Here is a 21,216-nt window from a genome sequence, read left to right on the forward strand (position 1 = left end):
CGGCGGCTGCCGTCAGCGCAGGTGGGGACGGCGTTGCCGCAGTGATTTGCGGCGCTGCGGACGAGTCGGTGCCGCTGTCTCTTGACGCCGGAGTATGCCCTTCGTCTTCATGTGTTGTTAATGATCCTTGTCTGACCGTTCGTAGACTTTCGGCCATCGGCTTGTTCTTGCTTCCTTGCCTGTCTTCGAGTGGTCGTTCTAAGGTCTCGGTGTTCGAGGAGTGGAGAGTTGCACGCTCTCCTCTTTGTGTTCCGTGGGAACACCTCACCTCACCTCATCCCGCCTGACTTTCGTCGTCACTCGCCCTGAATCAAGGGTGCACCTCTATCAGGAGAAAGACGTATCGGCTCAGGAGTGCGGTCAAATGGTAGATCGGACAGTGCTGCTCGATGTCACAATCCGCGACGGCGGGTACATCAATAAACATTCCTGGACCACTACGCAGGCGTCCCAGGTAATCGCAGCCTGTTCCGCTGCGGGGGTCCCTTATTCCGAAGTCGGATATCTGAGGCCGGAGCGGCACGCGCTCGACGGTGCGGAAGCGCCGTCGGCTTCATGTCCGCCCGCGTATCTCGAGAAGGTCCGGGAGGCCGCGGCGGGGGTGGGGCTGGTGGTGATGGCGCACGCGAAGGACGCCATGCCGCAGAGCGTTGCCCGGCTCGCCGATTTCGGGGTACGGATGGTGCGCATGCCCACTCGGCCCGACCAGGTGGCCCGGCTCGCGCCGTACGCGGAGGCGGTGCGGGGGGCCGGCATGGAGTTCGCTGTCAACCTCATACGGGTCAGCGAGCTGACCGAGCAGGCCGTCGCGGAAGCCGCCCAGGCCGCGGAGAAACTCTCCGTCGACATCTTCTACCTCGCCGACTCCAATGGAAGCCTTCTCCCCGAGGACGTCATCCGGTTATGGGGCCCCGTGCGTGAGAACGTCGGTGCGGTGCTCGGGTTCCACCTGCACGACGGCATCAGTATGGGCTTCGCGAATGCGCTGGCCGCCATGCAGCAGGGTTTTACGTACATCGACGCTTCGTTGTCCGGGATGGGGAAGGGCGGGGGGAATCTCCCGCTGGAGCTCATCGCTGCTTATCTGCGGTCCCGGAGCGGTCGCGAATTCAAAGTCACTCCGCTGATCGAGACCGCGGCCGAACTGCTGAAGCCCTGGAAGGGAAACCAGATTCTCGCCCGATGCGAGGCCATGGTCGGCGGGATTCTCGACCTGAATATGGACGAGCTTGCCGAGCTCAATGGGGCGGGCCCGGGAAATGTTCTGACGATTCTCGATGGTGCGTCCGCCAGTCGGTGACCCGCCCGTGAGGGCCAGTCCCACGTTCGCTGGAAACACCTAGCCGAAGGAGACGAATGTCCGGCACCGCGTTCATCGAAGAGATCGAAAGCATCATCGCGGAACGGTCGAAGATGACCAGTCCGCTCTACCAGACCATCCTCGGGGGCAAGGCGACCAAGCGCCTGCTCCAGACCTTCGTGATCCAGCGGTGGCCCATCAAGAGCTGGTGGACGCGGAACCTGATGGGTGTCGCGCACCGCGTGGACGACCTCGACCTGCGCCTCTCCTTCATCGAGAACGCCTATGAGGAGGAGACCGGCGGCCTGACCAACTCCAAGCGGCACGTCGAGACCTTCGAGGACTTCGGGCGGTCCGTCGGTGTGGATCCCGCCACGCTCCCGGAGGTCGAGCTGTTCCCGGAGACGGTCGCGGTGATCGAGCACAACAAGAACGCCTGCAACAACACCAACGTGCACTTCACCGTCGGCGCCACGTCCGTACTGATGCTGATGGAGGGACAGCCCCCCATCACCAACGACGCAGGCCACAGCATGATGGCGGTGATGCGCGACGTCTACAAGCTCCCGACGTGGGGCTACGAGTTCTTCGTGCACCACGCCTCCGGCGACGCCGACCAGGACGGCGTCAGCGAGTTGGAGGACGAGCACACCGAGCCGCTGCGGCAGCTGCTGCTGCGCTACTGCGACACTCCGAAGCGTCAGCAGGACGCCAAGGACAGTCTGCGGCAGGCGATCGAACTGCGTCATCGGCACTTCGACGCCGTCCTGCGCGCGGGCTACGACCCGTCCGAACCGGTCTTCGTCTACGAGGACTAGGGCGTGTCCCACCTCTCCCACGCCCGCCCCGCCTCTCCCGGCCGGCAGGGGCCGCGCCCCCAGGCCGTGGAGGGGCGGGGCGGCCCCCCGCCCTACCCGCAGGTGTTCTTCGGTGGCCGCTGGGTGACCAGGGCCGAAGCCCTGGTGCCGATCGACAGCCTCGCCATGCGCTACGGGCTGTCCGTGTTCGAAGGCGTCAGGCTCTACACCCCGGCGGCCGGCGGCCTGGCCAGGCCGTTCCTGCTCGCGGAGCATCTGAAGCGGATGGCCGCGTCGCTGGACGCCATGGGGTTCCCGGATCCCGGGCTTGCCGAGCTGCCGGCCGTGATCGACGAGCTGACCGAACGCAACGCCATCACCCGGGACGCCTACGTGCGGGTGGCGGCCACCCCACTCAACCCGGGGACGCTGGCGGAGCCGGCCCGGCCCGAGCTGAGCGTCACAGCCGTCCCCATGGGCCGCAAGCGCTGGCTCGCCGAGGAGCGGGCGATGGCGCTGTGCGTCAGTGACTGGCAGCGCGGCTCCGCGGCCGTGCATCCGCCCGCGGCCAAGAACATCGCCAACTACGCCGGTCCCCGGCTGGCCTGGCTTCAGGCCCGGGAAGCCGGCTACGACGGCTGCGTCCTGACGAACCAGCACGGGCGGATCGCCGAGGCCCCCACAGCGGCACTCTTCATCGTCCGGGGCGGGAAGCTCCTCACCCCCGCGCTGTCGGAAGACGTGCTCCCCAGCATCACCCGCTCCTGGGTGCTGCGGGCCGCGTGCTCGCTGGGGGCGGTCGCGGAGGAGACCCGGCTCACGCGTGAGGACCTCTACGCGGCGGACGAGGCGTTTCTGTGCGGCACGGGGCTGGAGTTCGCGCCGGTTGCCTCCTTCGACGGGCGGGAGTGCCGGTTCCACGAACTCAGGCCCCTCACCCGGCAGCTGATCATCGCGTACTTCGAAGAGGTGAGGGGCGGACGCCCGTCCGGAGAGGAGTCCGGAGAGGAATCCGGAGAGCAGTCCGGAGAGCAGTCCGGAGAGGAAGGGGAGGTGGTGGCTGGTGGGAGAGCCGGTCGCGCATGAGGCGGTGGACGCCGGGGAAGAGGACGGCCCCCCGGCGGGGCTGATCGACTGGGGCACGGCGCTGGACATGGCGGCACGGCTGACACGCGTCGGCCGCGGAGGGCAGGGACTGGCGCCGCTGGTGGCCGAGGCGCGGGGTGCGGCTCCCGTGTTCCAGAACAAGGACCATCCGCTCTCCCCGCTGCCGCTCGTCGTGAACGGCGCATCCGCCGCGCGCACGGCCCGCCGGCTCGAAGCGTACGTACGGCTGCTGGAGAAGGCCGTACGGATCTACCGGCAGGACCCGGAGGTGCGCCGCTGGTACGGGCTGGGGCAGGCGGCCGATGCCCTGATCGACGGTGAGACGGAGGCGGGCCGGGACACCCGTATCCACGTATGCCGCCTGGACGGCTATCTCCAGCAGGGCAGCGAGAGGCTGCGAGTGCTGGAGAACAACGCCGACGCACCGGCCGGCACGCTGTTCACGCCCCGCGTCCACTCCGTCGTGGCCGCGGTTCTGGAGCGCGCCGGTATCGAACTGCCCCCTCACGCGCACGACGTCGCTCCCGACGGCGCCGCCCTCCTCGATGTCCTCACCGCCGCGCTGTCCGACGCCGGACGCCTGCCGGGCACACCGTGTGTGGCCGTGCTCCAGCCGCGAGGCAAGGAGAACCGCGAGAGCCGGGAGATGGCAGCCCTCTTCCGCACGCTCGATGTCGACGCACTCGTCGTCGACCCGCACGAGCTCACCGCGTCCGGCGGTCACGCATGGGCCGGGCGCCGGCGGGTCGACGTCTGCTGGAACAAGATCAATACGGTCTCCTGGGACCGCATGGTGTCGGACGACCCGGAACTGCTCAAGCGCTGGCTGGGACTGCTCCGCGAGACGGACCTCGTGCACGTCAACTCGTTCGCCGCCCGCTATGTGGCGGAGAACAAGCTCACTCTCGCGCTGCTGCAGGAGGAGGAGTTCGCCCACCACTTCGACGAGGACGACCGGGACCTGACGACCGGACTGCTGCCCTGGGCCCGACGGCTGCGCGCGGACACGCGCCGGGTCCTCGACGAGCAGCACCGTTACGTGATCAAGGAACCGTACGACATCCGCGGGGACGGCGTGACCGTCGGCCGTGCCGTATCGCACTCGGCCTGGTCGGAGGCGGTCGCCAGCGCGGGCCGGCAGCCCGCGATCGTCCAGGAGTACGTGGCCCCCAGCGCCTACCCGACCGTGCGCACCGGCGGGGTACCGCGCGTCGTGGCCATGCCGTTCAGTCTCGACACCTACGTCCTACGGGGCAGGACCGCCTTCTTCGGGTCCAAGGCAAGCCTGCGGGAGCGGGTCAATGTCTTCCAGGGCGGCCAGAAGCTCGCTGTGCACGTGACGTCCGCAGCACGGGACGGGGAGGAATCCGCATGAACGTCGACAGGGTCGCCCTGAGGCTGGTGACGGCCCGGCTGGCCCGGCCGTTCGAGAACCGGTGGCAGCGCTACCACACCTGGACCAAGCTGATCGTCGAAGTGGACGGCGACGGGGGGACCGGCCGTGCCGAGTGCACCGCCATGGAGACCCCCTTCTACAACTACGAGACGATCGTGACGGCGTGGTACGTCATCGAGGAGTACCTGGGCCCCATGCTCCTCGCCGCCGACGACTGCGATCCGCACAGCTGCATGCGGCTGTGGCGCGAGGTCAACGGTCACGAGGAGGCCAAGGGCGCGCTGGAGACGGCTCTGTGGGACCTCCAGGCGCGGCTGCGTGGCAGGCCGCTGTGCGAGGAACTCGGCGGGTCGGTGCGCCCGGTGCCGGTCGGCGCCACCGCGGGGATCGAGCCCACGATCGATGAACTGCTGGAGAACGTGGCGAACGCCGTGCGCACCGGATACCAGCGGGTGCGGCTGAAGATCCAGCCCGGCTGGGACACCGACCCCGTGCGTGAAGTACGCGCCGCCTTCCCCGAACTGCCCGTCATCGCCGACGCCAACGCCGCCTACGACGAATCCCATGTCGAACACCTGACGACGCTGGACGAACTCGGCCTGCTCGCCCTGGAACAGCCCTTTCCCCGGCACTTGCTGCCGACCACCGCCGAGCTCCAGCACCGCCTGGAGACGGCCGTCTGCCTGGACGAACAGGTGCACTCGCTGCGTGAGACGCAGGACGCCGTCCGCCTCGGTGCCTGCCGCATGGTCAACATCAAGACGGGGCGGGTCGGCGGACTGGGCGAATCGGTGCGCGTCCACGACTTCTGCGCAGGCGAGGGCATCCCGACGTTCGTCGGCGGCAAATGGGACCAAGGGATCGGCCGGTGGACGAATCTGGCGCTCGCCACCCTCCCCAACATGACCCTCGCCAGCGATGTCGGCCCCAGCGACACGTACTACGACGACGACGGCGCATGGCCTCGCCTCGCCTTCCACGAGCCCGGCTGGGTGAGGCCCCTCCCCGGGCCGGGCACCGGTGCCGAGCCGACCGGCACCCTCAAGGTCGAACGAGAGAAGGAACTGACAAAGGGCGTGGACCGCTGATGGGAAATGCGCAGCAGATCTTCCAGGAGCACGGCACCAGCGCCGTGAGCGACGCCTTGGACATGCTCGGGTACGGGGACACCGGCCTGTGCGGGCTGCGGCGGATGTCGGGAACACGCGCCGTGGCGGGCCCCGCCTACACGCTGCGCTACGTGCCGGTGGAGCACGGGCAGAGCGCGCCGGCCGGGGAGTTCGTCGACGACGTACCCGAGGGGGCTGTCGTACTGATCGCCAATGAAGGGCGCACCCACTGCACGGTCTGGGGCGACATCCTCTCCGAGACCGCGATCCGGCGGGGAGTGGCAGGCACCGTCATCGACGGCGCGTGCCGGGACGTCGGCGCCATCCGCGCACTGGGCTACCCGCTGTGGAGCCGCGCCGCCTACATGAAGTCGGGCAAGCATCGGGTGCGGCTCGAAGCGGTACAGCAGCCGGTGACCGTCTTCGGGGTCAGGGTCGATCCCGGCGACATCGTCGTCGGCGACGACGCCGGCGGCCTGGTGGTGCCCGCACGCCTTGCGGAGCGTACAGCCGAGAAAGTGCTGCGGGTCGTCGCTGTCGAGGAGGCCATACGCGCCGACATCGCCACGGGGACGCCGCTGCGGGAGGCCCGTCGGCGCAGTGGGTACAACGCGCTCGGGCTGGTGAGCCGGTCCGTGCCGGGAGCGAGGCCATGAACGGTGGCGCCGAGGGGCTGAGGGTAGCGGTCGGCGGGGTGGTGCACGAGTCGAGCACCTTCATGGTCGAGTACCTGGGGACGGCCCCGCTCTCCGCCTTCTCACTCCACCAAGGCGAGGAGATCCTGGCGGAGTTCACCGGGACCAACACCGTCACCGATGGCTACCTGACGGCCTGCGCGACAGAGGCGGCCGAGGTACTCCCCGCGTTCCACGCCCGCGCGGAGCCCGGCCCCGCCGTCGACGCGGACGTCTACCACGAGCTTGAAGCCCGGCTGCTGTCGCGGCTGCGCGCCGCCGGGCCGTGTGACGTCGTCCTGCTCGACCTCCACGGAGCGGGGGTGGTCGCACCGCACCACTCGCTGGACGTCGCGGTGCTGCGCGCTGTACGCACCCTTCTGCCCGAGGCGGTGCTGGCCGTCACCATGGACCTGCACGCCAATGTGCCGCCCGAACTCACCGAGCTGGCCGATGTGGTGAGTGGATACCACCTGTACCCGCACACCGACTGCGCCGAGCGCGCACGGCTCGCCGCAGAGATCGCCTTCGCCGCCGCCCGCGGGGCGGCGCACCCCGTGACACACCTGCGCAGGCTTCCGATGCTGCTGCCGCCGTCCCCGACGACCGAGGGCTCCCCGGCACGGGAACTCATGGAACGGGTGAAGTCGGCCGAGGAACGGCCCGGTGTCCTGGCATGCACCGTGTTCCACGGCTTCCCGTACGCCGATACCGAGCAGGCCGCGACCAGCGTGGTGACCGTCACCGACGGGGATCACGGGCTCGCCCGGCGGTGCGGCGAGGACGTCGCCGGCTGGCTGGAGGAGCACCGCGAGCGTTTCCGCAGCGAACTGATCGGCCCGGAGGAGGCCGTACGCCTGGCCCGCGCGTCGGACGCGGCCACCGTCGTGATCGGTGACGGTACCGACAACCCCGGCTGCGGAGCCACCGGCGACAGCACGCACCTGCTGCGCGCCCTGCTGGACGTGCCCGAGCCCACCTGCTTCGCCACGCTCTGGGACCCGGAAACCGTGGCCGTCGCGATGGCGGCCGGGGTCGGCGCCACCCTCCCGCTCCGGCTGGGCGGGCGGCACGGCTGGGCCAGCGGCCCGCCCATCGAGGCGGAGGGAACGGTACGCGCCATCACGGACGGCGCGATCGTCCAGACCGCGATGCGGCGGGGCAAGCGAACGGACTTCGGCAGGTGCGTCCGTATCACCGTCGGGACGACGGACGTGATCGTTGCCTCCGAACGACGTCAGGTCCTCGACGCGGAGATCCTCCGGCTGCACGGCGTCATGCCGGAGCGCTGCCGCATCATCGGGGTGAAGTCCGTCAACCACTTCCGGGCCGGGTTCGCCGAGGTGGCCGGTCAGCTGCTGGTGGCGGACGCTCCCGGGCCGACGGCCCGCAGGATCGAGGACATTCCACGACAGGGCCCCACTCAAGCCCTCTGGCCCATGTCGTCCCGTACATCGCGTACATCGCAGGAAGGGCTTGCATGGACGTAATGGAAGCGGTGCTGACCCGGCGCAGCGTCACCCGGCTGGACGGACCCGCACCGGACGACGACGAGATGCTGGAACTGGTCCAAGCGGCATCGACCGCACCGGACCACGGACTGCTCAGGCCCTGGCGCCTGGTCATGATCAGAGGTGAGGGGCGTCAGCGCCTGGGCGAGGCACTCGGCCGGGCGGCCGCCGACCCGGCCCAGGCCGAGCGCGCCGCGGCCAAACCCTTGCGGGCCCCTCTGCTGGTCTCCATCGTCTTCTGCCCCCGGCCCGAGCACCCCAAGGTGCCCGAGTGGGAACAACTCGCCGCCACGGTGTCCATGACCCACACCCTGCACCTGCTGCTGCACAGCCGGGGATGGGGCGCCATCTGGCGCACCGGCAGCGCCATCGACTCGCCCCGGGTCCGCGAGTGCATCGGCGTGGAGGCCACGGAGCAGCTGCTCGGATGGCTCTACGTCGGTACGCCGAGGTCCTCACCGCCGGCCCCGGCCCGCCGGCCGGTCGACGTACGGGCGAAGGTACGGTCCCTGGGGGCGCCGCAGGGGACCGGAGCCGGGCGGTGAGCGCGCCGGAGGGCGGGGACGTGCGCGCCTGGGAGCCCGCGCCACGGATGCGCGGCTTCGGGCCGTCGATCTTCAGCGAGATGACTCAGCTCGCACAGGGCACCGGCGCCATCAACCTCGGCCAGGGGTTCCCCGACACCGACGGTCCGGACGGGCTGCTGAAGGCCGCCGCCGACGCTGTCGGATCCGGCCGCAACCAGTACCCGCCCGCCGCCGGGCTGCCCGAGCTGCGCGCCGCCGTCGCGGATCACCGCACGCGCCACGGCCTCGGGCCGCGCTACCGGCCGGAGGACGGCGAGGTGGTGATCACCACGGGTGCCACCGAGGCGATCGCGGCCGCCGTGCTGGCCTTCTGCGGGAACGGCGACCGGCTCCTCACCTTCGACCCCTGCTACGACTCGTACGCGGCCGTGGCGCGCCTGGCCGGGGCCGAACTCGTCCCCGTACCCCTGGGCATCGACGGCGACGGCTTCGCTCTGGACGCAGACGCGCTGCGTGCCGCTGCCGTGTCCGCTCGGGCGAGGGTGTTGCTGCTCAACACCCCCCACAACCCCACCGGGAAGGTTTTCACCCCCGCCGAACTCGCCGAGATCGCCGACGTCTGCCGCGAGCAGGACCTCGTTGTCGTCACGGATGAGGTGTACGAGCACCTCGTCTATGACGGGCGGGCGTACGAGACCATCGCGGGACTGCCGGGCATGCGTGAGCGGACGGTGGTGATCTCGTCGGCGGGCAAGACGTTCAGCGTCACCGGCTGGAAGGTCGGCTGGGCCTGCGGGCCGGCGGGACTGATCACCCCGTTGCTCTCCGCGAAGCAGTTCCTCACCTTCGGGTCCGGAACCCCACTGCAGGACGCGGTCGCCCGCGTGCTCGCGTCCGGTGAGGAGTGCGACACCTGGATCCGCGGCCTGAGCTGTTCTCTGCAGCGGCGCAGGGACCTGCTCCGCGAGGGGCTGGAACGGGCCGGGCTGCGCACCTTCCGAGCCGAAGGGGGCTACTTCCTTCAGGCCGATATCCGCTCCTGGGGGTACGAGGACGATGTGACGTTCTGCCGGGAGCTGCCCGGGCGGGCCGGCGTGGTGGCCGTACCCGCGTCGGCGTTCTACCAAGGTCAGGACAGTCCTCGATGGCTGGCGCGGTTCGCCTTCTGCAAGCGGGAGGAGGTCCTGCGGGAGGCGGTGGCGAGACTGGCCGGTGCGGCGGACGCGCTGGGCAGGAACTGGCCCGGCGTCACGCCGGTGTAGCGCTTGAAGACCCGGGTGAAGTGCGCCTGGTCGTAGAAGCCGGTGCGCAGCGCGACCTCGGCGGCCTGCAGGCCCTCGAAGAGCAGCGCGCGTGCCCGCCAGACCCGCAGTTGCGTCTGGTAGGCGTGCGGGGGCATGCCCATCGCGGCGGAGAAGGAACGTATGAGGTGGTGGACGCCTACGCCGCAGATCTGTGACAGCTGCTTCAGGGAGACGTCCGCGTCGGGGTGGGCGTGCAAGTAGTCGCGGGCGATGCGCGCCACGCGGGGCACCTCCGCGACCGGACCGCCGTGCTCGGCGCCGTGCTCGGCCAGTGCCCGGCCGACCTCCAGCAGGGCACTGTCGCGGGCCAGGCTCGACGCGCGGGAGCCGAGCGCGTCATGGGCCCGGGCCAGGGACCGGATCAGGCGGGGGTCGCGCAGCGTCCCGCTGGCCGGCAGCCGGGTCGACGTCGCGCCGGCGCTCCCGGGCGGGCCGAGGAGTTCGCCCAGGGTCCGGGGCTCGATGTACAGCACGCGGTAGCGGTATCCGGCCGGAGTGGCCGGGCTGCCCGTGTGCGGTTCCCCGGGCCGGATCATGAACGCCGTCCCGGACGGCGCCAGGTAATCGCGGCCCCCGCAGGTGAATGCCGCGGCACCCGCGTCGACCAGGGCGAGCGTCAGCGCCTCATGAGCGTGACGGGCGTAGACATGGCGGCGGAAGCGGGCGTGCAGTACCTCGACGCCCGCCAGGGGAGGACGCCAGAGAACGGCCCGGTCCTGGCCCGGCGGGCCGCCCTCCAAAGGGCTTGGGAACATGTGTCCAGGCTAACTCGGGGCCTTGACAGTCGCGTTGGTTCCCGTAACGTACCGGGCCTCGTTACGCCCCCACGGGTTCCTCACGTCGCCCGTCCAGCACCACCCGGCCGCCCACGCGCACCAGTCCACCGGGCCGCATCGTGGCCTCCACCACCGATCCGCGTCCCGTCCGGGCTCGTACGCCGTGTCCCAGCAGCGCTGCCAGCCGCACCACACCGGAGCCGCAGGCCTCGTCCTCCTCGACCCCCCATGCCCAGGCGAATGTCCGTGCCCGGACCGTGGGCTCGTCGTGAGCGTCGTCCCACGCCCAGATCAACGTGCGCTGCCAGTGTTCCCCACGTCCGGGAACGGCGGCCGACTCGACCGCCCCGGGGTCGGCCAACTGCTCCAGTTCCCAGTCCGGAGCGGTGCTGGGCGTGACGTCGATCCGGGCCCGAGCCCCTGAGACGGCACAGGGCACCGGGTTGTCCAGCCGCACGGGCTGCACAAGGAACTCCGGCGGTGTGCCGTCCTGTTGGGCGAGCAGCCAGGCCGTTCCCACCAACGGGTGACCGGCCATCGGGATCTCGGACGTGGGGGTGAAGATCTGCACCTTCCTGGATCCCCCTTTGTCGGCGAAACCGTCGACGTACACGGTTTCGCTGTACCCGAGCCGCGCGGCGAGCGCCTGCCGGCCGGCCGCGGGCACGCTCGCCCCGTCGAGGACGACACCGAGTGGGTTTCCGTACTGGCCCCGAGCATTGGTGAAGACCCGCAGGACGTGCACAGTGGCGGCCGGAGCCGACGTGGGTGACATGGGGAACAGCCCTCCGTCAGGTGTGCATGGCGGCGCCTCTGACCACCTTGTCGACCTCGCGCTTGTCACCGCGTACCGCGATACCCGCCAGCACCAGCTGGTCCGTGGGGACATCGGTGATGGTGGCCCGGTTGTCGTCGTCGTTGTTGGTGGCGAAGATCGCCTCCGGGTAGATGGCCACGATGACGTCCCGGCGCAGCGCCCGCTCGTGGATGGTCTTCAGACGCTGGGCATCCGCACTGAAGACGAGCACGGGCTGCCGGAACATCGGCAGGTACTTCGTTCCGTCGCCGTCGACGTACGGTTCCCCGACGACACCGTCGACGGTGGCCGCGATACCGCTCGTGGTGAAGGCTGTGACGTTGAGCTTCTGCCAGTCCTGCAGATCGTCGCGGAGAACGACCGCGATCTTGGTGTCCCAGTCGAACCTGGTGGGAGTGGTCATGGCGATGACGTCCCGCCTTTCCTCGTGTGTTGGTGCGTTGGCTCACTACCGTGGTGTCGACGCGTCACGCGTCACTGGTGTGGCTATGTCCGGACGGGCCGTCAGCGTCACCGGCGCGGGCGGCGCTGCCTTGCCCTGTGGGCGGAGGGCCAGGACCAGGAGGCCCGCGCATATGGACAAGGCCCCGGCGACCTGTACTGCCGACGGCTCCTCGCCCAGTACGAGGAAGGCGAGGACGACGGCTGCCACAGGCTCGGCGAGGTTGAGCGTGGCCACCGCGGTCGGGGAGACCTTCCGCAGCCCGCGCGCATTGAGCCAGAAGGCGATGGCGCTCGTGAACAGTCCCAGGTAGAGCGCCATGAGTGCGCCGGAAGGCGTGCCGAGCCAGGAAGGGCCGGACAGCAGCAGCACGGGCAGGAGCAGGAAGCCGGATACGGCGACGGCGATCGTGGTCACCTCCGTGACGGGAGCTCCGGCGTCGAGCAGCCTGCTGCTCAGCACTGTGTATATCGCCACACTGCTACCTGCTGTCAGGCACATCAGGAAGCCGAAAATATCAGCCCGGGTCTCACCCACCACACCGCTCGATCCGATGAGACCGACAATGGCCAGAAGGGTGGCCAGATACCAGCGTTTCGTGGGCTTTTCGCCGCGCAGGAGATAGGCCACGATTCCGGTGGCGACGGGCACCGTGGCCACGGTGACGATCGATCCCATCGCGACGCCGAGGCGGGCCGCTCCGCTGAAGTAGCAGCTCTGGTAGACCGCGACCGAAGCGCCGAGCAGCACTGTGGTGCCCGGCAGGGCGCGGGCGGTCGTGAACCGGCTGCGCCGGCGGACGGCCAGCAGGAGCAGGAGGACCCCGCCCACCAGGACCCGGGCGGCTCCTACTGCCGCCGCGGGGGCTTCTTCAGGCCCCAGGGCCTGTGCCACACCGCTTGTTCCGAACAGCGCGGATCCGGCCAGTACCGACAGGACGGCCGCCGAATTCGGTGACGCCGATTGACGTTTCATGGAATGTTGCCCCTCCACTCCGGCCCCCCGGGCCGGTTCCCCCGTGCTTGCAGCGATCATGCTGTGCCAAGTCCCGCCGGGGCGTCTTGTACGAAATTGATGTGGGGAGGTGGGACGTGGTGACCGGCCGTGCCCCGCGCGGCCCCCGTGAGCGGCCCACGCCCACACGGGTCGCCCCAGGTGATGCGTGGGTCGCGCGCCGGAACTCTTGTTCCATAGCGGCGGGTTATGGAAAGCTGTGCAGCCCCGTGGGCCCAACAGGGCTTAATTGAGCGCGAGTTCGAATTTCTGGGCGGTGACCCCCCAAAAGGGAATCGGCACCGACAAGGTATGTACCAATCAGGCGGTGTTCTCCTTCAACCCCCCATCGCAATGCCCTGAATGGAAATAGCCCCATGCCCTCTCCCCGTCCCGGACATTCCGTCCCGCCACCGCCGCCCTACGCGCCCACGTCCGGAGGAGCGGACGCGGCACTGGCCGGCATGCTGAGCGCCGCACCCGGCGGGGGCGTGGCGGAGGACGCCTATCCCGCCACCGTGCTGATGGCGCGGCACTGCGGACCGGTGAGCGACTACGCGGCGCTCCTCACCGCCTCGCGCACCTACGCCTCGATGGCCGTGTCCGCCGCCTTCGCGCGCGTGCTGGACGACCTGCGGCACGGCGGCGCAGACCACGGTACGGAAGGGGCGCTACGGCCACGGCTGCTGGTGGCGGCACGCCGTACCGTCGCCGAGTGGGCCGGCGACCCGCGTATCGCGGCCCTCCTGGCCGGGCTGCCGCAACCCGCCGGGCCCGCGCCCGGCCGGGAGCTCGTGGCCCGCGCCTTCGCGGCATTGCCCGGACCGGCGCAGGTACTGCTGTGGCACCGGGAGGTCGAGGCCGAGGGGATATCCATTCCGGCCGCTTTGCTGGCCATCGACCCGCGTGCCGCGACGGCACAACTCGAAGAGGCCCGCGAACTGTTCCGCGCCGGTTGTCTGCGCGCCCATTCGGAGCTCGCCCCGGACGCGGAATGCCGCCACTACAACCGGCTGCTCGACATATCGCTGCGGCGCGGCGGGGCACTGATCCCGGACATTCAGCGGCATGTGGCGAAGTGCCGGCACTGCCGGAACGCGGTGGAACAGTTGCGGCAATTCGAGGGGCGGCTGCCGCTGCTGCTGGCCGAGGGCGTGCTGGGCGAGGGGGCCCGCGCATACGTCGAGTCACGGCCGGGCCGCTCCCGTGCCCGTACGCCCGACGAGGCCCGCAGGGCGGGGCGCCACTCGCGGGCCGTGCCCACGGGGGCGGCGCGGCGCCTCGCCGGGGCCGTACCGGGCGGGGGAGCCCTCCTGGTGGGGCTCGGGATCGTCCTGACCGGCGTCCTGGGCGTGGCGGCCGTGGCCGGCCTCCGGGCGGACCCGGGCGACGGCGGGCCCAGCGCCGGGAGTACGGTCCCGACGGCCCCACCGCAGGACGGCGCCACGAGCGCCGCCCCCGCGCCGGGCTCCCGGCCCACGACCGCCCCGCCGCAGCCGCCCGCGTCCGCCGGGCACGGCACCGGGCCCCTGGACACCCGGCTGCGCAACGCCGAGTCCGGGCTGTGCCTCGACATCCGGGACGGCCGGCCCCAGGTCGGCGCCGAACTGACACTCGCCCCGTGCGCGGCCTCACCGACGCAGGTGTGGCGGTACGAGCCGGACGGGCTGCTGCGCAGCACCACCGCGCCCGTCCTGTGCCCGAACTCCCAGGAGCCGTCCGGTGTGGTCGTGCTGCGGCTGTGCGCCACGCAGGCCGCCGCGACCGTCCGGTACGACCTCAGCGTCCAGGGGCACCTCGTGCCCCGCTGGCACGCGGGCCTGGGCCTGATGCCCGCCACCGCTCAGCCGGGGACCTCCGTCGTCGTCAAGCTCCGTGACGGGGCGGCGTCCCAGCGCTGGCTGACCGACGGGGCGGCGGGCGCCGCCTCGCCCCGGCGGGCGGTCGAGGAGACGGGGAAGGCCGAGGACGTCGAGACCGCGCGCTCGGGGAAGGGCCGCCCGTCCCCGGACCGGCCGCCCGGCCCGCCGGACACCGTCCCCGGGCACGGAGCACCGGCCGGGAAGGCCCCCGGCAACCGGCACGGCGTCCGCGGCGTCAGCGACCCGGCACCCGAACCGGACCCGGCACCCGACCCGGAGCCGGACCCGGGACCCGACCCGGAGCCGGACCCGGGACCCGACCCGGAGCCGGACCCGGCACCCGAACCGGCGCCGGAGCAGGCGCCGGAGCCCCTCGACGGCGTCACCCCGCTGGTCGCCACGGTGCTTCCGGGCGTCGCGGTCAACGCGGGCTGAGCACCGGCGGTGTCCAGGCCGCGTGCCGCAGGATCGCCCGGATCGTCGCCCGCGACGGGGTGAGCCGGATCGCCGCGTTGCGTACGGCGACGGCCACCGGGTTCGCCAGCTGCTGACCCATCCGCCCCGCCCGGCGGGCCGCCAGGGTCACCGCCTGGCTGCGCGGGCGCCGCTCCGCGTCGTACCGGGCCAGCGCCGCCGGGAGGCCGGGCGCCGCCACCAGCGCCGCGGCCAGGCCCGCCGCGTCCTCCAGCGCCTGGCAGGCACCCTGCCCCAGGTGCGGGGTCATGGCGTGCGCGGCGTCGCCCAGCAGCGCGACGCGCCCGACCGCGTACGCCGGCAGCGGCGTGACCAGCTCGTGGACGTCGTGGTGCAGCACCGCGCCCGGCGCCGTCGCGGCCAGCAGCGCCGGTATCGGGTCGTGCCAGGCGGCGAACCGGCGGCGTACGGCCGCGAGCGGGTCCCGGTGCCGCACACCCGCCGGGGCGTTGAGGACCGCGTGCCACTCCACCCGCCCGTCGGCGAACACGATGTGCCCGAACTCCGCGCCCCGCCCCCAGGTCAGCTGGAAGTCGGCGCCACCCACGTCCACCGGCCGCTCGGTGATGGCCCGCAGCACGGTCGAGCCGCTGTACGCCGGGCCGGGGGCGCCGGGCAGCACCTGGGCGCGCAGCCGGCTGTTGATGCCGTCCGCCGCGACGACGAGGTCGGCGTCGTACGTCCTGCCGTCGGCCGTCGCCACGCGCGCGTGCGGCGCCCCGGGGTCGTCCTCGACGGCCGTCACCTCCGCACCGGTGACCAGGGCGCCGGGTGGCAGCGGGGCGCGCAGCAGCTCGTGCAGGGTGGCGCGCGGGATGCCGAGGATCGGTGTGCCGAGAGCGCGCTCCAGGGCGTGGCCGTCCATCCGGGCCAGCAGGCGGCCACCGGGCGTACGGGTGCCGCCGGTGAGCTGGCGGCGCGCGGCCGCGCGTACGGCGGGGCCCGCGCCGAGGGCGTCGAGGGCGTGGATGCCGTTGGCGGCCAGCGAGATCCCGGCGCCCGCGTCGGCCAGTGCGGCGGGCGCCCGCTCGACGACGGTGACCCGCCAGCCGGTGCGCAGGAGCCCGAGGGCGGCCGCCAGTCCGCCGATACCGCCGCCGACCACCACCGCTTGTCCAGGCTGCATGACTGATCGCGTCCCTTCTACAGATGTAGAAGGAGGTTACTACGGGTGTAGAAAGGGGGGATGACCACCCCCGACCGTCGTACCGTCCTCGCCGACGCCGCCATCTCCGTGCTCGCGGACGGCGGGATGCGGGCGCTCACCCACCGCGCCGTCGACGCGGCCGCCGGCCTGCCGACGGGCACCACATCGGCGTACCTCCGCACCCGCCAGGCACTGCTCACCGCCCTCGTCACCCGGCTCGTCGCACTGGATCAGGCGGAGCTGCGCGAGGCGGGCGAGAAGGGGCCGGCGCCCCGGGACGCGGCCGGGCTCACCGAGGCGCTCACCCGCTTCAGCGAGGCGCGGCTGACCGGTGAAGGGCGGCGCCGGTCCCTCGCCCGGTACGCGTGCGCCGTCGAGAGCGCGCACCACCCCGAGCTGCGGGAGATCCTGGTGCCGCGCGAGAACGCCGCGCGTGATGCCGTACGCGACCTCCTCGCCGCGCACGGCGTCCCCGACCCGGACGGGCGCACGGTGACGCTCCTCGCCTGCGTGGACGGCCTGGTCTTCGACCGGCTCGTGGGGAGCGGCGCGGGCGGCGGGCTCCGGTACGACATCCGCGCCCTGGTGGACACGGCGCTGCGGCCGTAGCACCCGGCGGGCGCGGGGGCCCGCCGGGCGCCGGTGGTCAGGAGACCTGGGCCTTGTCGTACAGGGCCTTGGCCTCGTTGCCGAAGTACGGGCCGAACATCCGGTTCGGCAGGAACGTGTAGCCGAAGCTGTTCACCGAGACCTGCAGACCCGTGCCGGTCGCCTCGCTGAAGCCGGTGAACCAGGGGCCGCCGCTGGAGCCGCCCGTCATGTTGCAGCCCAGGCTGTGGTCCTGGGAGAAGAGGAAGTCCTTGGAGGAGTTCCCGCTGCAGTAGATCAGCTTGGAGCCGTCGTACGGGGACGCGGCCGGGAAGCCGAAGGCGTACATCTGCTTGTTGTAGCCGCCGTTGAACTGGATGCCCTGGGCGCCGGTGACGGCGGTGAGTTTCTGGCCGTTGAGGGGGGCGACGACGGCCGCGCCGATGTCGTGGTTGATGTCCTCGCTCGCCTCCCACTGCGGGGTGGTCAGCGTCTTGGTGGCGGTCCACTGGCCGTAGGGCGCCTGGCCGTTGTTGTACGCGGGGACGAAGACCCAGTTGGTGTGCCAGCTGCCCTGGTACTTGACGCAGTGCCCGGCGGTGATGACCGTGGAGGCGTTCTGGCTGGTCACGGCGTTGCCGGAGCAGGAAGCGGTACGGCCCTGGAAGGTGAAGAACACCCGCCCGGACGTCTTGACGACCGCCCCGCCGCCACTCCAGGCCCCGCCCGCGTGCGGGAAGGCGGTGGGCGCGATCGTGGTCGGCGCGGAGCCGCTCGGCTTCGGGGCCTTGAGCTTCTTCACGGCCTGCGGGGTGAGCGTCAGGTCCAGCGGGGTGGCGCCGCGCATCCGCTCGGCGGTCCAGAAGGCCCGTGCCGTGCGCTGTTCGGCGGCGGTGACGGTCCTGGTGTCGGGTGCGGGTGCGGGTGCGGTGGCGGGTGCCGGCTCGGCCGCGGTGGCGGTGGTGGTCGACAGGGCGCCGGTGAGCAGGGCTCCGACGGTCAGCAGGACGCCCATGGCGGTGCGTTGGCCTCTCACGCATGTCTCCTTCTGCCGTGCCCGGGGCGCGGTCGGCGCGGCCGGGCAGGGTGGGGGAACGAAGAGCGGTGCGGATCGACGTGCGTGAGGCAGGGTGCCACGGACGGCGCCTGTTTGTCAGGAGCGCGTCACGGAGTGTTCAACGGCCGGTTGTTCAGTGACCGGTTCAGTGACCGGTCCAGCGGCCGGTCCAGCGGCTTCGCGAAACAGCGGCTGCTCTCGTACGCGCGGTAGTAGCCGAACTTGGCGCACGGCTCGTACCCGCTCGACGTGTAGAGCGCGATGGCCTCCGGCTGCATGTCACCGGTCTCCAGCACCATGCGGGTGCGGCCGGCCGCCCGCGCGTCGTCCTCCAGGGCGGCGAGGATCCGGCGGGCGAGGCCCAGGCCGCGGGCCTCGGGGATCACGTACATGCGCTTGAGCTCGGCGTCGCCGTCCGCGTACCCCTCGTCGTTCTCCTGCTGCGTGCGCCAGCCGCCCGTGGCGACGGGGCGGTCGGCCGCGTCGTACGCCATGAGGAACAGGCCGCGCGGCGGGCGGAACATCGTCGGGTCCAGCGGTGTGAGGTCGCCGCCGTCGCCGTACCGCTCCATGTACTCGAGCTGGACCATGTCGTTGAGCTTGCGGGCGTCGGGGTGGTCGAACGGCGTGGGGCGAATATTCATGCGGAGTATCGTACATTCATGCGGAGTGATCTTCGAGGCATATCGGTAGGGTGCCGGGATGCTCATTGTGACGTCCGTGAACGTGAACGGTCTGCGCGCCGCCGCCAAAAAGGGGTTCGTGGAGTGGCTGGCCGCCACCGAGGCCGATGTGGTGTGCCTCCAGGAGGTACGGGCCGAGGAGTCCCAGCTCCCCGAGGCGGTCCGCGCGCCCGAGGGCTGGTACACCGTCCACGCCCCGGCCGCCGCGAAGGGCCGGGCGGGCGTCGCCCTCTACGCGCGGCGTGAGCCCGACACCGTACGGACCGGGTTCGGGTCCAGCGAGTTCGACGGCAGCGGCCGGTACGTGGAGGCCGACCTGCCCGGCGTCACCGTCGCCAGCCTCTACCTGCCCTCCGGGGAGGTGGGCACGGAGCGGCAGGAGGAGAAGATCCGCTTCATGGGCGAGTTCCTGCCGTACCTGAAGGAGCTCAGGGAGCGGGCGGCCGCCGACGGCCGCGAGGTGGTCGTCTGCGGCGACTGGAACATCGCCCACCAGGAGGCCGACCTGAAGAACTGGAAGGCCAACCGGAAGAACTCCGGCTTCCTCCCCGAGGAGCGGGAGTGGCTCACCCGCGTCTTCGACGAGGCGTCGTACGTCGACGTCGTCCGCGCCCTGTACCCCGGCCAGGAGGGCCCGTACTCCTGGTGGTCCTACCGTGGCCGCGCCTTCGACAACGACGCCGGCTGGCGGATCGACTACCAGGTGGCCACCCCCGGCCTCGCCGCCCGCGCGGTCAAGGCCTGGGTGGAGCGGGCGGTGACGCACGGCGAGCGGTGGAGCGACCACGCCCCGGTGACGGCGGCGTACGACCTGTAGACCTCGGCCGGACACGAAGCGGGATGATGTGATCCGGAAGTGAGGGTATGTCAGGGCTGGTGTGGCGAGACCCGGTCGGTGGGAATGCTTCTGGCAGGGTAAGGCGGTGTGCGCATCACCGCCGTACGTACGCCGCTCACATCCGCCCTGATCGCGGCGGTCGCGTACGGACTGCTGATCGCCGCCACCGTACCGACGTCGGCCGCCGTCCCGGTTCCCGCTTCCGAGATCCCCGCCGGGACGCCCGACGTCCTTCTCACCGACCAGGCATCGAAGCGCGTCCTGCTCCTCGACGGCGGGCGGTACGCCTGGGACCCGGGCGCCGATCCGGCCGTCGTGAAGTGGGCGTTCTCGCCGGTCGGGGACGCCCGGTACGCGGACCTGGAGCCGGACGTCAGCTGGGTGCACCCGAGCGAGGCGAAGGTGCGGGAGTGGCGCGGCAGGACGTACGTCCTGACCGTGGCCTCGTACGGCTTCGCGGCGGTGGTGGAGTACCCGTCGGGCCGGCGGCACTGGGGCGGCACGCTGTCGCCGGGCACCATCCGGCACAACCCGCACAGCATCGAGCTGCTGCCGGACGGCAACGTCGCCGTCGCGGGCAGCACGGGTGACGTCGTACGGCTCTACGCGGCGTCGCGGGGCGGCGGGTACGTCACGTATCCGCTGGAGGACGCGCACGGGCTCCAGTGGGATGCCGGGCGGCGCGTGCTGTGGGCGCTGGGAGGGGACCGGCTGGTGGCGCTGAGGGTGGGCGGCACGGCGGCGGAGCCGACGCTCGACGAGGCGTTCGAGGCGCGGCTGCCGACGCCGCACGGGCACGACCTGGGGCAGGTGGCGGGGGACCCGGACCGGCTGTGGGTGAGCAGCGGCTCGGCCGTGTACCAGTACGTGAAGAGCACCGGGACGTTCCTGCGGGACTTCCCGGGCGCGGCGGGGATCAGCCGGGCGCGGGTCAAGGCGGTCGGGGGCGACCCGGTGACCGGGCAGGTGGTCTCCACGGTGCCGGAGAAGGGCCTGGGGGAGAGCTGGTGGACGCGCACGGTGGCCGTCCACCGGCCGGATGGGACGTACCGGACGTACCGGCTGGCGAACGGCGGGATCTACAAGGCGCGGTGGTGGCTGCCCTCCGGGCTCGCCTCCGGGCTCCCCTCCCCGTCTCCCTCCCGGCCTCCCTCCTGAAGGGCGCGCAGCCGGCGGTCGAGGGCCATCGAGACCTCCGCCTCCACCACGCTCTTGGCGAGCGGACGCAGCCGTACGACGTCGGCGTCGCCGGCCATGTGGTCGCGCAGCAGCTCGGTGAAGAGGCCGGCCAGGGCGTCCGCGTGTTCCCGGACCCGGCCGGCGGCCGCGAGGACCGCGGCGAGCGGGACCCCTTCCCTCACGAGCGCGGCCGAGACCTCCAGGAGGCGGCGGCTGACGTGGACGATGTCCTGGCCGTCGGTGGCGAGGTAGCCCAGCTCCAGGGCGGCGGCGAAGTTCTCGGGCGTGACCTGGTCACCGAAGTGGTCGGCCAGCTCCTCCGGGGTGAGCCGGACCGGTTCCTCCTCGGTCGGCTCACCCAGCCCGAGCACCTCGCCGACGTCGCGACCGCTCTCGAAGGCGGCGGCCAGGTCGGCGATGCCGTTGAGGGTGTGGCCGCGCTCCAGCAGGGCGGCGATCGTCCGCAGCCGGGCCAGGTGGTGGGGCCCGTACCAGGCGATGCGCCCCTCGCGGCGGGGCGGCGGGATCAGGCCGCGCTCGCGGTAGAAGCGCAGGGTGCGGGCGGTGATGCCGGCCACCTCGGCCAGCTCCTCCATGCGGTACTCCCGGGTGGAGCCCGCTCCCGCGTGCGCCCC

Annotated in this window: 20 protein-coding genes and 1 pseudogene; 13 read left to right on the top strand and 8 right to left on the bottom strand. The window is 71.7% G+C overall.

Translation table 11 applies throughout. The features are described from left to right. Window positions 1–379 precede the first annotated feature (379 nt). The 9 genes from AMK26_RS27425 to AMK26_RS38070 are packed head-to-tail and all read left to right on the top strand — an operon-like array spanning window position 380 to window position 9,683. On the top strand, window positions 380–1,300 hold the full coding sequence (locus AMK26_RS27425; RefSeq protein ID WP_158071152.1) for a hypothetical protein: 921 nt from the start codon (window positions 380–382) through the stop codon (window positions 1,298–1,300). A 56-nt stretch (window positions 1,301–1,356) separates the two neighbouring features. Next, window positions 1,357–2,118 carry a TenA family transcriptional regulator gene (locus AMK26_RS27430; protein WP_073757443.1) on the top strand — a complete coding sequence of 254 codons (762 nt, stop codon included), beginning with the start codon at window positions 1,357–1,359 and terminating at the stop codon, window positions 2,116–2,118. A gap of 3 nt (window positions 2,119–2,121) precedes the next feature. Then, complete coding sequence (locus AMK26_RS27435) at window positions 2,122–3,183, top strand: aminotransferase class IV (protein ID WP_073757444.1); 1,062 nt, start codon at window positions 2,122–2,124, stop codon at window positions 3,181–3,183. Continuing rightward, on the top strand, window positions 3,161–4,579 hold the full coding sequence (locus AMK26_RS27440; RefSeq protein WP_073757445.1) for a circularly permuted type 2 ATP-grasp protein: 1,419 nt from the start codon (window positions 3,161–3,163) through the stop codon (window positions 4,577–4,579). The genes AMK26_RS27435 and AMK26_RS27440 overlap by 23 nt, the downstream gene beginning before the upstream one ends. Continuing rightward, on the top strand, window positions 4,576–5,688 hold the full coding sequence (gene menC, locus AMK26_RS27445; RefSeq protein WP_079277840.1) for an o-succinylbenzoate synthase: 1,113 nt from the start codon (window positions 4,576–4,578) through the stop codon (window positions 5,686–5,688). Before AMK26_RS27440 ends, menC begins: the two co-directional genes overlap by 4 nt. Next, a complete protein-coding gene (locus tag AMK26_RS27450) occupies window positions 5,688–6,365 on the top strand; it encodes an RraA family protein (RefSeq protein WP_073757446.1) in 678 nt (225 codons plus the stop codon). The genes menC and AMK26_RS27450 overlap by 1 nt, the downstream gene beginning before the upstream one ends. Beyond that, the gene (locus AMK26_RS27455) at window positions 6,362–7,873 is read left to right on the top strand and encodes a M81 family metallopeptidase (protein ID WP_079277842.1); all 1,512 of its coding nucleotides are present in this window, start codon (window positions 6,362–6,364) and stop codon (window positions 7,871–7,873) included. Before AMK26_RS27450 ends, AMK26_RS27455 begins: the two co-directional genes overlap by 4 nt. Then, window positions 7,864–8,439, top strand: a complete 576-nt coding sequence (locus AMK26_RS27460) for a nitroreductase family protein (protein ID WP_073757447.1) — start codon at window positions 7,864–7,866, stop codon at window positions 8,437–8,439. The genes AMK26_RS27455 and AMK26_RS27460 overlap by 10 nt, the downstream gene beginning before the upstream one ends. Next, window positions 8,436–9,683, top strand: a complete 1,248-nt coding sequence (locus tag AMK26_RS38070; RefSeq protein ID WP_338015601.1) for an aminotransferase class I/II-fold pyridoxal phosphate-dependent enzyme — start codon at window positions 8,436–8,438, stop codon at window positions 9,681–9,683. Before AMK26_RS27460 ends, AMK26_RS38070 begins: the two co-directional genes overlap by 4 nt. 11 nt (window positions 9,684–9,694) lie before the next feature. On the opposite strand, the pseudogene AMK26_RS27470 reads toward AMK26_RS38070, so the two are convergent. The 4 genes and pseudogenes from AMK26_RS27470 to AMK26_RS27485 form a co-directional block, all read right to left on the bottom strand. Beyond that, window positions 9,695–10,480: pseudogene (locus tag AMK26_RS27470) on the bottom strand (AraC family ligand binding domain-containing protein); the annotation flags it as partial. A 61-nt stretch (window positions 10,481–10,541) separates the two neighbouring features. Next, entirely contained in the window at window positions 10,542–11,276 is a 735-nt protein-coding gene (locus AMK26_RS27475; protein ID WP_073757449.1) for a PhzF family phenazine biosynthesis protein, read from the bottom strand. Between the two features lie 16 nt (window positions 11,277–11,292). Continuing rightward, the gene (locus AMK26_RS27480) at window positions 11,293–11,721 is read right to left on the bottom strand and encodes a DUF2000 domain-containing protein (protein ID WP_073757450.1); all 429 of its coding nucleotides are present in this window, start codon (window positions 11,719–11,721) and stop codon (window positions 11,293–11,295) included. Between the two features lie 45 nt (window positions 11,722–11,766). Then, window positions 11,767–12,735, bottom strand: a complete 969-nt coding sequence (locus AMK26_RS27485) for a DMT family transporter (RefSeq protein ID WP_073757451.1) — start codon at window positions 12,733–12,735, stop codon at window positions 11,767–11,769. A 395-nt stretch (window positions 12,736–13,130) separates the two neighbouring features. Here AMK26_RS27485 and AMK26_RS27490 point away from each other — a divergent pair, with 395 nt between their 5' ends. Further along, window positions 13,131–15,050 (top strand): RICIN domain-containing protein, encoded by a 1,920-nt coding sequence (locus tag AMK26_RS27490; protein ID WP_143608647.1) that lies wholly within the window; start codon window positions 13,131–13,133, stop codon window positions 15,048–15,050. Here AMK26_RS27490 and AMK26_RS27495 read toward each other — a convergent pair. Further along, entirely contained in the window at window positions 15,037–16,215 is a 1,179-nt protein-coding gene (locus tag AMK26_RS27495; protein ID WP_073757453.1) for an FAD-dependent monooxygenase, read from the bottom strand. The genes AMK26_RS27490 and AMK26_RS27495 overlap by 14 nt on opposite strands. Before the next feature lie 60 nt (window positions 16,216–16,275). On the opposite strand from AMK26_RS27495, the gene AMK26_RS27500 reads away from it, so the two are divergent. Further along, complete coding sequence (locus AMK26_RS27500) at window positions 16,276–16,845, top strand: TetR/AcrR family transcriptional regulator (RefSeq protein WP_073757454.1); 570 nt, start codon at window positions 16,276–16,278, stop codon at window positions 16,843–16,845. Between the two features lie 37 nt (window positions 16,846–16,882). On the opposite strand, the gene AMK26_RS27505 is transcribed toward AMK26_RS27500, so the two are convergent. Both AMK26_RS27505 and AMK26_RS27510 read right to left on the bottom strand, forming a co-directional pair. Further along, window positions 16,883–17,860: a trypsin-like serine peptidase gene (locus tag AMK26_RS27505; protein WP_073757455.1), complete on the bottom strand. Its 978-nt coding sequence runs from the start codon at window positions 17,858–17,860 to the stop codon at window positions 16,883–16,885. Between the two features lie 128 nt (window positions 17,861–17,988). Next, window positions 17,989–18,525, bottom strand: a complete 537-nt coding sequence (locus AMK26_RS27510; RefSeq protein ID WP_073757456.1) for a GNAT family N-acetyltransferase — start codon at window positions 18,523–18,525, stop codon at window positions 17,989–17,991. A gap of 58 nt (window positions 18,526–18,583) precedes the next feature. Between AMK26_RS27510 and AMK26_RS27515 the strand changes: the two genes are divergently transcribed. Both AMK26_RS27515 and AMK26_RS27520 read left to right on the top strand, forming a co-directional pair. Continuing rightward, window positions 18,584–19,381, top strand: a complete 798-nt coding sequence (locus tag AMK26_RS27515; RefSeq protein ID WP_073757457.1) for an exodeoxyribonuclease III — start codon at window positions 18,584–18,586, stop codon at window positions 19,379–19,381. A 108-nt stretch (window positions 19,382–19,489) separates the two neighbouring features. Beyond that, complete coding sequence (locus AMK26_RS27520; RefSeq protein WP_241838088.1) at window positions 19,490–20,560, top strand: DUF6528 family protein; 1,071 nt, start codon at window positions 19,490–19,492, stop codon at window positions 20,558–20,560. On the opposite strand, the gene AMK26_RS27525 is transcribed toward AMK26_RS27520, so the two are convergent. After that, window positions 20,482–21,177: a MerR family transcriptional regulator gene (locus tag AMK26_RS27525; protein WP_073757853.1), complete on the bottom strand. Its 696-nt coding sequence runs from the start codon at window positions 21,175–21,177 to the stop codon at window positions 20,482–20,484. The two genes, AMK26_RS27520 and AMK26_RS27525, sit on opposite strands and share 79 nt — an antisense overlap. Window positions 21,178–21,216 lie beyond the last annotated feature (39 nt).

The organism is Streptomyces sp. CB03234, from assembly GCF_001905885.1.
Taxonomy (GTDB): Bacteria; Actinomycetota; Actinomycetes; order Streptomycetales; family Streptomycetaceae; genus Streptomyces.

Excerpts from the sequence above, each read along its gene's own strand:
- AMK26_RS27430 (WP_073757443.1), top strand. The coding sequence starts at position 1,357 with ATGTCCGGCACCGCGTTCATCGAAGAGATCGAAAGCATCATCGCGGAA.
- menC (WP_079277840.1), top strand. The coding sequence starts at position 4,576 with ATGAACGTCGACAGGGTCGCCCTGAGGCTGGTGACGGCCCGGCTGGCC.
- AMK26_RS27450 (WP_073757446.1), top strand. The coding sequence starts at position 5,688 with ATGGGAAATGCGCAGCAGATCTTCCAGGAGCACGGCACCAGCGCCGTG.
- AMK26_RS27455 (WP_079277842.1), top strand. The coding sequence starts at position 6,362 with ATGAACGGTGGCGCCGAGGGGCTGAGGGTAGCGGTCGGCGGGGTGGTG.
- AMK26_RS27460 (WP_073757447.1), top strand. The coding sequence starts at position 7,864 with ATGGACGTAATGGAAGCGGTGCTGACCCGGCGCAGCGTCACCCGGCTG.
- AMK26_RS27475 (WP_073757449.1), bottom strand. The coding sequence starts at position 11,276 with ATGTCACCCACGTCGGCTCCGGCCGCCACTGTGCACGTCCTGCGGGTC.
- AMK26_RS27480 (WP_073757450.1), bottom strand. The coding sequence starts at position 11,721 with ATGACCACTCCCACCAGGTTCGACTGGGACACCAAGATCGCGGTCGTT.
- AMK26_RS27485 (WP_073757451.1), bottom strand. The coding sequence starts at position 12,735 with ATGAAACGTCAATCGGCGTCACCGAATTCGGCGGCCGTCCTGTCGGTA.
- AMK26_RS27490 (WP_143608647.1), top strand. The coding sequence starts at position 13,131 with ATGCCCTCTCCCCGTCCCGGACATTCCGTCCCGCCACCGCCGCCCTAC.
- AMK26_RS27495 (WP_073757453.1), bottom strand. The coding sequence starts at position 16,215 with ATGCAGCCTGGACAAGCGGTGGTGGTCGGCGGCGGTATCGGCGGACTG.
- AMK26_RS27500 (WP_073757454.1), top strand. The coding sequence starts at position 16,276 with ATGACCACCCCCGACCGTCGTACCGTCCTCGCCGACGCCGCCATCTCC.
- AMK26_RS27510 (WP_073757456.1), bottom strand. The coding sequence starts at position 18,525 with ATGAATATTCGCCCCACGCCGTTCGACCACCCCGACGCCCGCAAGCTC.
- AMK26_RS27515 (WP_073757457.1), top strand. The coding sequence starts at position 18,584 with ATGCTCATTGTGACGTCCGTGAACGTGAACGGTCTGCGCGCCGCCGCC.
- AMK26_RS27525 (WP_073757853.1), bottom strand. The coding sequence starts at position 21,177 with ATGGAGGAGCTGGCCGAGGTGGCCGGCATCACCGCCCGCACCCTGCGC.